Annotated in this window: 10 protein-coding genes and 1 pseudogene; 5 read left to right on the top strand and 6 right to left on the bottom strand. The window is 75.1% G+C overall.

The window, feature by feature from the left end; all coding sequences use genetic code 11:
- Positions 1-6: 6 nt before the first annotated feature.
- Genes H1A17_RS19120 through H1A17_RS19110 form a run of 3 tightly spaced genes read right to left on the bottom strand, consistent with a single transcriptional unit; the run spans position 7 to position 2,725 of the window.
- Positions 7-870: a DMT family transporter gene (locus tag H1A17_RS19120; RefSeq protein WP_194822530.1), complete on the bottom strand. Its 864-nt coding sequence runs from the start codon at positions 868-870 to the stop codon at positions 7-9.
- Positions 867-1,589, bottom strand: coding sequence for a polysaccharide deacetylase family protein (locus tag H1A17_RS19115; protein ID WP_194822529.1), 723 nt, complete (start codon positions 1,587-1,589; stop codon positions 867-869). The genes H1A17_RS19120 and H1A17_RS19115 overlap by 4 nt, the downstream gene beginning before the upstream one ends.
- Complete coding sequence (locus tag H1A17_RS19110) at positions 1,586-2,725, bottom strand: glycosyltransferase (protein WP_240762118.1); 1,140 nt, start codon at positions 2,723-2,725, stop codon at positions 1,586-1,588. Before H1A17_RS19110 ends, H1A17_RS19115 begins: the two co-directional genes overlap by 4 nt.
- A gap of 216 nt (positions 2,726-2,941) precedes the next feature.
- Between H1A17_RS19110 and H1A17_RS19105 the strand changes: the two genes are divergently transcribed.
- The 3 genes from H1A17_RS19105 (at position 2,942) to H1A17_RS19095 (ending at position 7,398) form a co-directional block, all read left to right on the top strand.
- Complete coding sequence (locus H1A17_RS19105; protein ID WP_145920055.1) at positions 2,942-3,694, top strand: lytic polysaccharide monooxygenase; 753 nt, start codon at positions 2,942-2,944, stop codon at positions 3,692-3,694.
- Positions 3,679-4,371, top strand: coding sequence for a DUF305 domain-containing protein (locus H1A17_RS19100; RefSeq protein ID WP_309236806.1), 693 nt, complete (start codon positions 3,679-3,681; stop codon positions 4,369-4,371). Before H1A17_RS19105 ends, H1A17_RS19100 begins: the two co-directional genes overlap by 16 nt.
- 153 nt (positions 4,372-4,524) lie before the next feature.
- Entirely contained in the window at positions 4,525-7,398 is a 2,874-nt protein-coding gene (locus H1A17_RS19095; protein WP_194822528.1) for an AAA family ATPase, read from the top strand.
- Between the two features lie 26 nt (positions 7,399-7,424).
- On the opposite strand, the gene H1A17_RS19090 is transcribed toward H1A17_RS19095, so the two are convergent.
- From H1A17_RS19090 to H1A17_RS19080, 3 genes are all read right to left on the bottom strand, one after another.
- Positions 7,425-8,180 carry a MerR family transcriptional regulator gene (locus H1A17_RS19090; RefSeq protein WP_194822527.1) on the bottom strand — a complete coding sequence of 252 codons (756 nt, stop codon included), beginning with the start codon at positions 8,178-8,180 and terminating at the stop codon, positions 7,425-7,427.
- A gap of 199 nt (positions 8,181-8,379) precedes the next feature.
- The gene (locus H1A17_RS35325; protein ID WP_194822526.1) at positions 8,380-9,831 is read right to left on the bottom strand and encodes an ATP-binding protein; all 1,452 of its coding nucleotides are present in this window, start codon (positions 9,829-9,831) and stop codon (positions 8,380-8,382) included.
- Positions 9,828-11,486: an FAD-dependent oxidoreductase gene (locus H1A17_RS19080; protein ID WP_088647104.1), complete on the bottom strand. Its 1,659-nt coding sequence runs from the start codon at positions 11,484-11,486 to the stop codon at positions 9,828-9,830. Before H1A17_RS19080 ends, H1A17_RS35325 begins: the two co-directional genes overlap by 4 nt.
- 392 nt (positions 11,487-11,878) lie before the next feature.
- On the opposite strand from H1A17_RS19080, the gene H1A17_RS19075 reads away from it, so the two are divergent.
- Together H1A17_RS19075 and H1A17_RS19070 are read left to right on the top strand one after the other, a co-directional pair.
- The gene (locus tag H1A17_RS19075; protein WP_088647093.1) at positions 11,879-12,202 is read left to right on the top strand and encodes a TraR/DksA C4-type zinc finger protein; all 324 of its coding nucleotides are present in this window, start codon (positions 11,879-11,881) and stop codon (positions 12,200-12,202) included.
- 606 nt (positions 12,203-12,808) lie between these two features.
- A pseudogene (locus tag H1A17_RS19070) lies at positions 12,809-12,954 on the top strand (sphingosine kinase); the annotation flags it as partial.

The raw sequence follows: 12,954 nt of genomic DNA, 5'->3' as shown, positions 1-12,954 counted from the left end.
CGCGGGTCACCGCCGCAGGACGGGCGTCGCGTCCTGGGTGGCCCGGGACGCGCCGAGCCGGACGCCCACCACGAGGGCGACGACCGCGCCGACGACGAGCGGCAGCCGGACCCCGGTCAGCGACAGGGTCTCCCGGAACGCCGTGGCCCCGACGAGCACCCCGGTGACCGGTTCGGTCAGGGTCAACGCGACAAGGGGCGCGGCGAGCCGTCCGTGCTGGAACGCGGCCTGGTTCACCTGCACGCCGAGCAGGGCGACCACCAGCAGCGCCCACGACCTCGGGTCGAGGGCCAGGGCGAGCGGGTCGCCGTGCCACCGGGCGGCCACCGCCTTGAGCAGCGCGGCGCTCACCCCGTAGAGGACCCCGGCGGCGATGCCGAGCAGGGTGCCCCGGGCCGCGTCGCCGGCCCGTCGGGCGGCGAGCAGGCAGCCGGCGACGGTGGCGACGGTGCCGGCGGCCACCCACCACCAGGCCGACGCGCCCGGCTCGGTGACTCCGGCCCGGGGGTCGGCGGCGGCCAGGAAGGTGACCAGCCCGGCGGTGCCGACGAGGGTGGCGGCGAGATCGCGGCGGTGCACCGGCTGCCGGCTCCAGCCGGCCTCGATCAGGATGGCCATGAACAGCCCACTGGCCAGCAGCGGCTGCACCAGGGTCAGCGGGCCGTAGCGCAGGGCCAGGGCGTGGGCGCACACGCCGACGACGTCGGGGACCCAGCCGAGCTGCCAGAGCCGGGTCCGCAGCAGCCGCGACAGCAGCCGCAGATCCAGCGCCCGCCGCCGCTGCTGCTGTTTGGCCGCCCGCTGGTGCAACGTGGTGGACAGGGCGAACGCGAACGCCGCGACCAGCGCGGCCAGCACCGCGAGCGTCATGTCCCGTCCAGGTGGTCGCCGAGCGGGCCCACCGTCCACCCCCGCTGCCGGCACTCGTCGAGCAGGTGGGGGAGGGCGTCGAGGGCGGCCCGCCACGCGCCGGGGGTCGCCGTGCCGGAGGAGTCGTGCAGCAGCACGGTGCCGCCGCCGCGCAGCCCGCGACGGAGTTCGGCCAGCACCGACCGGGCGTCGGCGGTACGGGTCCAGTCCCGTCCCCAGCAGGTCCAGAGCACCGGCCGCAGGCCCAGCCGGTGGGCGGCCAGCAGGGCCGGTCCGGTCAACACCCCGTACGGGGGGCGGTAGAACCGGGGGGTCTGCCCGGTGACGGCGACGGTCAGCGCGTGCGCGGCGGCGAGGTCCCGGCCGGTGGCCAGCGGCCCCCGCAGCAGCAGGTTGCGGTGCTCCCCGCCGTGCAGGGCCACCTCGTGCCCGGCGGCGACCAGCCGCCGTCCCAGGTCGGGGTGCCGTCGCAGCATCGTGCCGAGCAGGAAGAACGTCGCCCGTACCCGGTGGGCGGCCAGCACCTCCAGGAAGCGCGGGGTGGACTGCGGGTCGGGGCCGTCGTCGAAGGTCAACGCGATCCGGTCCGGCGGTCCCACCCCGTCGAGCCGGCGCAGCAGCCGTCCCCGCAGCGCCGGCAGCGCGGTGACCGCCGGCGCCCCGTGCAGGCCGACGGCGGCCAGCCCGGCCGCCAGCAGGCCCGTCGTCCGCCACCTCACCGGCGGCCCCGTGACGCCGCGAGCAGCGCCGCGACCACCGCCACGGCGTCGCCGAGGTGTCGGCGTGGCCGGTGGTACGCCTGTCCGTTGCCGGGCACGGCGGCCAACTCGGTGACCAGTGCCTCCACGTCGGCCGGGTCGGCGGACAGCGGGACGAACCGGTCCCGCCGGCCGGTGGTCTCCATCAACGCCGGCCGCAGCTGCTCCACCGACGACGCGCGTCGGGTCAGACCGGCCCGCGCGAGGATGCCGGCGTTGGCCCGCCCGTGTCCGGGCAGCGGCCGGTAGGTCACCACCGGCACCCCGGCGGAGAGCGCCTCCTGGCAGGTGAGGCCACCCGCGTTCTCCACCACGACGTCCACCGCGCGCATCAGGGTCGGCATGTCGTCCACCCAGCCGAACACGTGCTCCCAGTCCCGGCGGAGCCGGTCGTAGAGCGGGGTGTTGCGTCCGCACACCACGACCGGTCGGGCCCAGCCGGTCGCGCCGACCTCCGCCACCGTGGTTTCCACGTCCCCGGCGCCCCACGCCCCGGCGACGATCAGCGCCAGCCGGTCCCGTTCGGGCAGCCCGAACCGGCGGCGGGCCTGCCGCCGGTCGGTGTGGTGCGCGCCGCCGAAGGCGGGTGACACCAGCGGTTGCACCGTCGTGACGGGCGTGGCGTCGGCGTCGACCGGGGGCACCTCGGCGTGCCGCAGCGCGTAGTACCGGTCCACGCCGGGGCTCAGCCAGGTGGGGTGGAGCGCGAAGTCGGTGACGTAGCTGACCACCGGGACGGTGAGCCGGCCCTGCCGGCGCAGCGGTCCGAGGAGTTGGTTGGCGAAGGGGTAGGTGGTCACCACGGCGAGGGTGTCCGGTGGGATGGCCCGGCCCATCCGGCGTCGTACCGGTCGCAGCAGGCCGCGGATCAGCGCGACGGACAGTCGGGACCGGGCGGTCAGGGTGAACAGGGCGTCGTAGCCGCGGGGGAGCCAGCGCAGCATGTCCCGGTACGCCTCCCGGAACACCCAGCGTACCGGGCGCGGCAGCACGTCCAGCAGGTTCAGCCGGTCCACCGTGAAGCCGCGTTCCCGCAGCCGGTGGGCCAGTTCGCCGGCTGCGGTGTCGTGGCCGGCACCGACATCCGCCGAGATCACGAGGACCCGCCCTCGGCACTCCATGCGAGCGCGGATACCCGTCGCGGGTCGGGACAGTCCCGGGGACGGGAGCTACCCGGTGCGGAAAACAGGAAGACGTCTTTACTGTTAACAAACTTTAATTTACGGTGGTGGCAATCGTTCCAGGTCGATCCGTCCGTACGGGCCGGAACCCCCGCCGCCGGACGACCGCCCCGCCCCGTCGAGGAGTGCCCCATGCGCCGCACGATCACCGTCCCCCTGGTGACGACAGGTGCCGTCGTCACCTCCCTGGGCCTCGCCGCGCCCGCCCAGGCCCACGGCTACGTCTCCGCCCCGCCCAGCCGCCAGGCCCTCTGCGCCCAGGGCAAGGTGCCCGACTGCGGTCAGATCCGCTACGAGCCGCAGAGCGTCGAAGGCGTCAAGGGGCTGCGCAGTTGCAGCGCCGGGATCACCCAGTTCGACGTCCTGGACGACGACAGCCGGGGCTGGCCGGCCACCCCGGTCGGCAGCACGGTCACCTTCACCTGGGTGAACACCGCCCGGCACGCCACCAGCAACTGGGAGTACTTCATCGGCGGCACCCGCGTCGGCGTCGTCGACGGCGGCGGCCGGCAACCCGACGCCACCGTCTCGCACAGCGTCAACCTCGGCGGCTTCACCGGCCGGCAGAAGATCCTCGCCGTCTGGAACATCGCCGACACCGCCAACGCCTTCTACTCCTGCGTGGACGTGCAGATCGGCGGAACCGGCCCCACCCCCACGCCGAGCCCGTCGCCCACCCGCACCCCGGGCCCCACGCCCACCCCGACCCGTACCGCCACCCCGACCGCCCCGCCGACCGCCGGCGGCAGTTGGACGGCCGGCCGCAGCTACCAGGTCGGCGACGTGGTCACCTACCAGGCACTGAGCTACCGGTGCCGGCAGGCGCACACCGCCCTGCCGGGCTGGGAACCGCCGTACGTGCCCGCCCTGTGGACCCGGATCTGACCCGGACGCCGACCATGCCGCTGCGCCGACCGGGCCTCCCGCCCCCACCCGCCGCCGGCCCCGGACGGGCCGGCGGCGGCCGGCCACCCGCGACCGTCGGCCGGCCCGGCCGCCGACGCCGGGGCACCATGGTCGCCGTGGCGGCCCTGCTGCTCGCCGGGTGCGCGCCCGCCGCGCCCCCGGCCACCCCCGCGCCGGCACCGGCGGGCGCGACTACCGTGATCGACGGACTCGACCTGGTGTTCCTGCACGCCATGACGGCCCACCAGGAACGGACCCTGGCCATCGTCCGGGCCGCCCCGCAGCGGGTCCGGGAACCCCGGTTGCGGACCCTCGTCGCGGCGATCGACGCCACCGAGACCGACGAGGTGGCCCAGGCCCGCCGGTGGATCAGCGCCGCCGGCCCGGACACCGGCCACCACCGGCACACCCACCCCGACCCCGGCGACACCCCCGACCCGGTGGCGCTGCTGCGTGGCACCCCGGAAGCCGGCTACGACGCCGCCCTGGTGGCGGTGCTCGTGCCGCAGCAACGGCAGGCCGCCGCGCTGGCCCGGGCGCACCTGGCGGTGGCGGTCGCCCCGGCCGTCCGCGACCTGGCCCGACGCATCGACGAGTCCCGCACCGCGCAGCTGCGACTGATCGCCACGTTGCCGGTCGCCCCGCCCACCCCCTGACCGCCGACCGACGCCGCAACCCCCGACACCACACCGGAAACGGCCGATTCCCCCACCCGTACGGTCAGCGGGCCGAATCGTTCGGTCACCCCCGCGACATCGATGTTCCTCGTGTTCCCGGCCACCGGTATAGTCCCGGCAATCCTTATTGGAGTGTCGCAGGGAATCCACGTGATCTGCGTGACGGCAGCTGGGCTGGAGGATGCGCTGTCCGGCTCACCATTCGTCGGACGGCGGCCGGAGGTCGCCCGCATCCGCGCCGCCCACGCCGACGGCGTCCGCACCGGCACCCAGGTGGTGTGCGAGGTGGTCGGCGACCCGGGGATCGGCAAGACCCGCCTCGTCCACGCCGCCCTCGACAGCTGCGCCCCGGCCCTGCCCCGGGCCGTCGGCACCTGCGTCGAGGCTGAGCGGGACATCCCGTTCCACGTCTTCCGGCACGCCTTCGGCGCCCCCCACCCCGCCCGCGCCGACCCGGGGCGGCCCACCGCCGGGGCCGAACCCGACGGCCTGCCGGCCCTGCGCTCCGTCGGCCCGCTCGACGTACGCCAGTTCCGCACCTACCAACTGGCCCGCCGGCTGCTCACCCTGGCCGCCCGGGACGGGCTGGCCCTCGTCCTGGACGACCTGCACTGGGCCGACACCTCGTCCACCGGGCTCGTCACCCACCTGCTGCGCTACCCGGTGCCCGCGCCGCTGCTGCTGCTCCTGGTCTACCGGCCCCGCCAACTCGACACCGCGATGCCGTTCGGCCCGCCCGACGCCGGCGTCCCCGGCGGCCGGGGCCGGGAGCGGATCGAACTGGGACCCCTCAGCCTCGCCGACACCGTCGCGCTGTACCCGCACGACGACCCGGCCGAACTGGGCCGCCGTCACGACCGGGCCGCCGGCAACCCCGGCTACCTCGCCGCGCTGGACGGCGTCGGCCCGGACGGCGACCGGGACCCCCCGTCGACCGCCGGGCCCCGGCTCACCGACCGGGCCGTGGCCACCCTGCGCGCCGAGTGGACCGGCCTGTCCCCGGTCGACGCGACGTGCCTGCGCGCCGCGGCCGTGTGCGGCACACCGTGCGGGGTGGACCTGCTCGCCGAGGTCGCCCGCCTGCCGGCCCGGGAGGTGACCGAGTCCGCCTGGCGACTGGTCCGCCGGGACCTGCTGCGGGTCGTCCCGGCCACGGCCCGGTTCACCTTCCGGCATCCGGTGCTGCGCGCGGCGGTCACGCAGGACACCGACCCGGCCTGGCGGGCGGAGGCACACCACCGGGCGTTGACCGTGCTGCTCGCCCGGCAGGCCCCGCCGGCCGAGCGGGTGGCCCAGGCCGAACACCTGCTCGGCCTGCCCCACGGCCGGCCGGTCGAACCCTACGTCGACGTGCTCTGCCGCGCCGCCGGGGAGATCCGCGGCGACGCCCCGGAACTGGCCGTCCGCTGGCTGCGGACGGCGTTGCACGCGGTACGCCCGCCGGCCGGCTCCCCGGACACCCGGCACGACGTCACCCTGCTGCTGGCCCGGATCACCGGCGAGATGGGCAACCTCGCCGAGAGCCGCGCCCTGCTGCGGGAGGTCGTCCCCGAACTGCCCGTCGATCCGACCGGCCGCCGGGCCGCCGCCGTCGCCCAGTGGGTGCGGGTGGAACGCCTGCTCGGCAACTACGCCGAGGCCGCCGCGATCAGCCGCCGGGAACTGGTCGGGACGCCGACGCCGACCGCCGGGGCGTACCAGCTCGCCACCGAACTCGGCGCGATCGGCATCCTGTCCGGTCACCCGTCGCCGGTGCCCGGCGGCGCACCCGACGGCGAGGCCAGCGGCATCGACCGGGCCGGCCTGCTGGCCGTCCGCGGACTCGCCGCCGCCCACGACGGCGAGGTGCAGATCGCCCGGGAGTTGCTCGCCGCCGGCGCGCCGATCGTCGACGCGCTGCCCGACCGGGACCTGCGCGAGCGCCCCGACTGCCTGCTGGCGTTCGGACTGGCCGAGCTGTTCCTGGAACGCCCCGCCGACGCCACCCGGCACCTCGACCGGGGGATCACCCTGGTCCGTGACGCCCACCGCGACGACGGCCTGTGCCAACTGCTGCTCGGCCGCAGCCAGGTCGCCTACCACCGGGGCCAGCTCGGCACCGTGATCGGACTGACCACCGAGGCCGGCGGCATCGCCCGCCGGATCGGCAGCCGCTCCCTGCTCAGCTTCGCCCTCGCCTTCGAGGCGCAGGCCACCGCGTGGCGGGGCGGCCCGCGCGACGACGATCGGGCGGTGGCCCTGGCCCGCACCGCCGTGGACCTCGCCAACGACCTCGACAGCTGGTCGGGACGGACCGCGGCGACCGCGCTGGCCACCGCGACGCTGCTCGCCGGGGACCCCGCCACCTGTGTGGAGATGCTCACGGACGCCGGTGGCGACAGCCGGCTCACCCGTCTGCAGGCCTCCCTGCGACCGATGTGGCACGAACTGCTCTGCGCCGCCGCCCTGGCCGCCGGGGACCTGCCCGAGGCGTACCGGCGGGCCCGCGCCGCGCTGGCCGCCGCCGACCTGCTCGGCCTGCCCGGTCAGCACGCCTTCGCCGAATCGGCGTACGGGGAGGTGCTGCTCGCCCGGGGCGAGGTGCTGACGGCGCTGCCGTACCTGCGCACCGCGGCGGACCGGTTCCGGGCCGCCGGCATGATGCTGCGGCACAGCCTCGCCCTGGTCGCCATCGCCCGGGCCTCCGAGGCGGTCGACCAGGGCGGCCCCGCCCTCCGGGCCCGCCGCCGGGCACAGGAGCTGGCCGCCCGGTGCGGCACCGAACGGGTCGGCCTGCGCCTGGCCCGGCCGGTGCGGGCGCTCACCGAGACCGCCCTGACCGACCGGGAGTGGCACATCGCCCGGCTGGCCAGCACCGGCGTCACCAACCGCCTGATCGGCCGTCAGCTGCACATCAGCCCCCGCACCGTGGAGGCGCACCTGACCCGGATCTACCGCAAGGCGGGCGTGGAGTCCCGGTCCGGTCTGGTCGCCTGGGTGTCCCGTTTCGACGACACCGACCGCTGACCGGGACGCCCGGTCCGGCCGGCGCGTCAGCCCTTGTCGACCAGGGCGGCGTCCCCGACGGGCGTCGGCGCGCCGGAGCCGTTGTCCAGCAGGCCCGCGATGTGCGCCTCGGCCTGGTGCTCCACCGCCAACCGGAACGCCTCGGTGAGCACGTTCACCACCCCCTGGGTGAGCAGGATCGTCTCCCGGTCCCCGTCGGACCACGACGGCCGGGACCCGCTGCCACCCAGTTCCGGGGCGAGCGTCAACATCCGGGCGGTGACCGCCGCGACCAGTTCGTCGGCGAGGGGCCGGACGCTGTCGAGCACCTCACTGAGTGCCTGCAACGCCGGCACCGTGCCCATCCGGACCCGGTGCAGGTCCAACGCGGCACGCAACGGCCGGGGCCGCACCGTGCGCACCGTCCCGTCCGGGGCCCGCCCGATCACCCCGTGCCGGGTCAGCGCGTGGGTCAACGCGGGACGTTCGGCGGCCAGCCGTTGCAGCATCGCGGTCAGCCCGTCGGGGGTCTCGTCACCGGTCCGGACGCCGAGCATCGCCTCGATGGAGACCAGGTTGAAGCCCTGCCGTTGCAGGGTCAGGATGGCCTCCAGCCGGCGGACGTGGGAGTCGTCGTAGAGCGCGACCCGACCCCGGCGCACCGGGGGTGCCAGCAGCCGGCGGGCCTGGTGGGCACGGATGTTCCGCGCCGACATGCCCACCTTGCGGGCGAGTTCCTCCACGGTGTAGCCGACCGGGGCACCGGCGGTCGCCGGCCCGGTCGTCACCCGGTCGATGGTCACGGTGGCCTCCGCCTGCGTCGGGGACGGGGTACGGCGACCTGCCGGCCGGTTGCGGCGGACGGCAGACTCCCCGCGGCCGAGCGTATGGCCGGGCCTGCCCGCGCGACAGAAGGGGAACCACTACTTGCCCCCGACGGCGACCAACCATTATCCTCCGTGACCGCGCGATCACGATGGTCCTGGACGGAACGGTTCGCTGTCAGCGTCCCGGGGCGTCGGTGACGCGGGCCGGGGCGGTGAACGGCAGCAGCACCCGGAACACGGTCGAGCCCGGCACACTCTCCACCCGGATGTCGCCGTGGTGCTTGTTGACCACGATCCGGTACGAGATGTCCAGCCCCAGCCCGGTGCCCTCACCGACGGCCTTGGTGGTGAAGAACGGCTCGAAGATACGCGGCCGGACCGCCTCGGGAATCCCCGGCCCCGTGTCGACGACCTCGACGGCCAGCAGGTCGCCGGCCCGACCGGTGCGCAACGTCAGGGTGCCGTCCGCGCCCATCGCCGACAGCGCGTTGTCGATCAGGTTCGTCCACACCTGGTTCAGCTCGGCCGCGTACGCCGGAATGGGCGGCAGGCCCCGGTCGTACTCCCGGACCACCCGGACCCCCGGCGGGACCTTGGCCTTGAACATGACCAGGGTGGCGTCGAGCAGGTCGTGCACGTCCACCACCTGGTGCGGGGCCCGGTCCAGCTGCGAGTACTGCTTGGCCGCGCCGACCAGGGTGGAGATCCGGGTGACCGCGTCGTCGATCTCGGCCATCAACTGCTCGGTGTCCAACGTGTACGACAGCCACCGCACCGCCGACTCCAGGTCCTGCTGGCCGACCACCTCGCGGACCTGCTCCAGCCACGCGGTGTCCAGGCCGGCGGCGACAAGCGTCGGCGCGAGGTCCCAGCCGGCGGTGACCCGCTGCTCGTCCAGCCAGTCGGCCAACGCGTCCTCGGCGTCGCTGGCCGCCATCGGGGACAGCTGCGGCGCGCGGGCGGCCCGCTTCACCGCCTCCTCCTGCAACTCCACCAGGGTGTGCAGCCGCCGGCCGTCGAGCCGACCGTCGGCGATCATCGCCAGCTTGTGCCGCATCCCGGCGACCCGGTCGCGCAACGCCGACGTGGCCCGGACCGCCGCGCCGGCCGGGTTGTTCAGCTCGTGGGTGAGCCCGGCCGACAGCGAACCCAGAGCGAGCAGCCGTTCCCGCTCGCCGATGATGGTCTGGGTGTCGCGCATCCCGAAGAACAGCCCCTCCAGCAGGTGCATGGCCATCGGGAACCAGGTACGCACCGCGTGGGCGAACGTCTCGGCGGGCAGCACCAGGAACGCGGCGTCGGTGACCGCCCGCAGCGTGTTCAGGTAGACCTGGTCGACCTGTGCGCCGAGGTACGCCTGGGTGGCCCCGCCGTACACGCCGCGCTGGTCGGTGCGGGTGACCTCCAGGTCGTCGCCGTGCACCCGCCGGCTCATCGACACGGTGCCGGAGAGCAGGGTGAAGAAGCAGGTCGCCTCCTCACCCTCGGCGTAGACGACGGTGCCGGCGGCCCGCTGCTCGACCCGGCCGTGTTCGGCCAGCCAGTCGAGCTGTTCCGGGTCGAGGGCGGCGAACAGGAACAGCTCCCGCAGCTGCTCCGGGGTGAGTCGTTCGTCCGAGTCGCTCACTGTGCCTCCAGGTAGCGGTGTACCAGCGAGACGGCCATCGCACCCTCACCGACCGCCGAGGCGACCCGCTTGACCGAGGAGGCCCGCACGTCACCGGCGGCGAACACCCCCGGCAGGCTCGACTCCAGGTGGTACGGGTCGCGGGCGAGGGTCCAACCGGGTGGTTTCCGGCCACCCGCCGTCAGGTCGGGGCCGGCGACGATGAAGCCCCGCCCGTCGCGGACCAGCACCCCGTCCAGCCATTCGGTGCGCGGCTCCGCGCCGATGAAGATGAACAGCCAGGAGGCGTCCACCTCGCGGACGTCGCCGCTGCGGGTGTCCCGCAGCCGCAGCCGCTCCAGGTGGTCGTCGCCCTCGCCGCCGACCACCTCGGTGTGCGGGTGCACCACGATCCGGTCGATCCGGTCCAACTGCTGGATCAGGTACGACGACATCGACGCGGTCAGGTCGGCGCCCCGGATCAGCAGGTGCACCCGGCTGGCGTACCGGGAGAAGTGCACCGCCGCCTGGCCTGCGGAGTTGGCCCCGCCGACGATCCAGACGTCCTGGTCGACGCAGCTGGGCGCCTCGGTCGACGCCGCGCCGTAGAACACCCCGCGCCCGGTCAGGTCGGCCAGGCCCGGCGCGTCGAGCACCCGGTAGGAGACCCCGGTGGCCAGCACCACCGTGTGCGCGGCGATGGTGCTGCCGTCACCGAAGTGCAGCAGCCGGGCCGCCCCGGCGCTCTCCAGCCCCACCACCTCGCGGGTGCTGAGCAGCTCAGCGCCGAACTTCAGCGCCTGCCGGCGGGCCCGGTCGGTGAGCTGGGCTCCGGAGACCCCGTCGGGGAATCCGAGGTAGTTCTCGATCCGGCTGCTCTGCCCGGCCTGGCCGCCGGTGGCCCGCCGCTCCACCAGCACGGTGCGCAGCCCCTCCGACGCCCCGTAGACGGCGGCGCCCAGCCCGGCCGGGCCGCCGCCGACCACCACCACGTCGTAGAAGTCGGCGGACGGGGCGACGGTGAGCCCGGCCACCGCCGCCAGTTCCGCCTCCGTCGGGGCGACCAGCGCCTTGCCGTCCGGGGTGACCACCAGCGGCACGTCGGTGGCGTCGGCCCCGGCGGCGGCGAGCAGCCGACCGCCCTCCGGGTCGTCGGTGAGCAGCCAGCGGTAGGGCACCAGGTTGCGGGCGAGGAAGTCGCGGACCGCGAACGACGGGGCCGACCAGCGGTGCCCGACCACCCGGATCTCGTCGCTGGCCTGGTCGGGGCTGGCCGCCCAGGCCTCCAGCAGGGTGTCCACCACCGGGTAGAGCTTCTCCTCCGGCGGGTGCCACGGCTTGAGCAGGTAGTGGTCCAGGTCGACCACGTTGATCGCGTCGATCGCCGCGTCGGTGTCGGCGTACGCGGTCAGCAGCACCCGGCGGGCGGCGGGGAAGAGGTCCATCGCGGCCTCCAGGAACTGGATGCCGTTCATCTCGGGCATCCGGTAGTCGGCCAGCAGCACCGCCACCCGTTCGCCCCGCAGCTTGATCTCCCGCAGCGCCTCCAACCCGCCGGGGCCGGAGTCGGCCCGGACCACCCGGTAGCGGTCGCCGTACCGGCGGCGGATGTCGCGGGCGACCGCCCGGGAGACGGCGGGGTCGTCGTCGATGGTGAGGATCACCGGCTGTGCCATGGTGCCCATGTAAGCACAGCCGTCGGGCCGGGCGTCCGTGCCGCCGACGGCGGTCCGGGGGTGGGTGGCCCGACGGTGGTTATCCGTTGGTTTTCTCCCGGACACGGCCTATGGTGGGCCGCATGTCCCCGGCCGTCAGCCCCCGCCCGACCGCCACCGGTTTCCCGGTGGCGGTGGTCGTGGTCGGCCGGCGCGGGGCGGCGGTTCCCGGCGCGACCCTGCCCGCCGTCGTGCCCACCCAGGGGCGGCCGAGCCCGATCCCCGCCGGGCGTGGCCCACCCGGAGACCGAGCATCCTCCGGAACGGCCACCAGGGCGAAGCCAGCAGGCTTCGGCCCTTTTTCTATTTCCCGACCCTGTGACCCGAGGCACCCATCCCGAAAGGACCCGTCCATGAGCACCGATCTGCACGACCAGGCCGACCAGCACCGGCTGACCATGCTCCGCCAGAGCCTCACCGACCAGTTCGCGTCGCAGACCGCCCGGTTGACCGAGCTGACCGCCGACACCGGCGACCCGGCCGAGGCGCACACCCGGGGCGCGCTGATCGCGGCCACCCGGCAGAGCCTGGACCACCTGGCGGGCGCGTTGCGCAGGATCGCCGAGGGGAGCTACGGCCGCTGCGAACGCTGCCAGGTGGCGATCCCGGCCGAACGGCTGGAGGTGCTGCCGCAGGCCCGCTTCTGCGTCCCCTGCCAGCAGAAGGCACACGGCTGACCCGCCACACCCGGCACCGTCGGCGGGCCGGTTTGTGTGCGCCGCCGGCCGGTCCCGGCGCCGGCATCGTCACCTGCGCGGCGTGTCGTCGCCGTCGCGCGGGTGCGATGCCGGCACGAGATCCCAGCGCTTGAGATCACCTGTCGACGCCGGACTCCTCACACGGCCGGGGCCGGTGCGCGGCGCTGGAGAGCAGGCGGGTGGGGCCGGCCCGGGTGGGTGGGCCCCAGTGGTGGTTTCGCATCCTTTCGAGCTGATGACGTTGACGCATCACCCGTCGAGGTGCACACCCGAGAGACCGCGAAACCTGCCTGTGGTGTGCCTGACCGGGAACTGAGTCGTTGACGTCGTCAGATCGAAAGGACGCGCACCGCACCTGCGGCCCGAGACAACCCCGGCCCAGTTCCGGATGGGCCGCCCACATCCCCTCCCCGGGGCGCGGCGGTACCCGGAAGGACCGGCCGGCCGATCCTTCCCACCTAGCAGCCTAGGATGCCCTGGAGGTGATGACCCCGGCCCACCGCCCGAACCCGGAAGAACGGTCACCGGACCGGGTAGGGAGAGGACGGAATCGGGGTCAGCCCGTGGGCCGGTCGAGCCGGTACGGTGCTCGCCGTGACCGCAGACGATCGTCGGGTGGCCGGCCCGGTCGCCGTGCTCGCCAACCCCGCCGCCGGCCGGGGCCGGCACCGGGCGCTGCTGCCCCGGGTCCTCGACGGCCTCGCCGCCGCCGGCCGCCCGGTGGAGCTGCT

This window comes from Micromonospora sp. S-DT3-3-22, assembly GCF_015354745.1.
In the GTDB taxonomy this organism is placed as follows: Bacteria; Actinomycetota; Actinomycetes; order Mycobacteriales; family Micromonosporaceae; genus Micromonospora; species Micromonospora wenchangensis.
The sequence above is the reverse complement of the archived record's forward strand: the minus strand, read 5'-3'. Positions and strand labels throughout refer to the sequence as shown.

Coding starts and splice junctions, on each gene's coding strand:
- H1A17_RS19120 (WP_194822530.1), bottom strand. CDS start 870: ATGACGCTCGCGGTGCTGGCCGCGCTGGTCGCGGCGTTCGCGTTCGCC.
- H1A17_RS19105 (WP_145920055.1), top strand. CDS start 2,942: ATGCGCCGCACGATCACCGTCCCCCTGGTGACGACAGGTGCCGTCGTC.
- H1A17_RS19080 (WP_088647104.1), bottom strand. CDS start 11,486: ATGGCACAGCCGGTGATCCTCACCATCGACGACGACCCCGCCGTCTCC.
- H1A17_RS19075 (WP_088647093.1), top strand. CDS start 11,879: ATGAGCACCGATCTGCACGACCAGGCCGACCAGCACCGGCTGACCATG.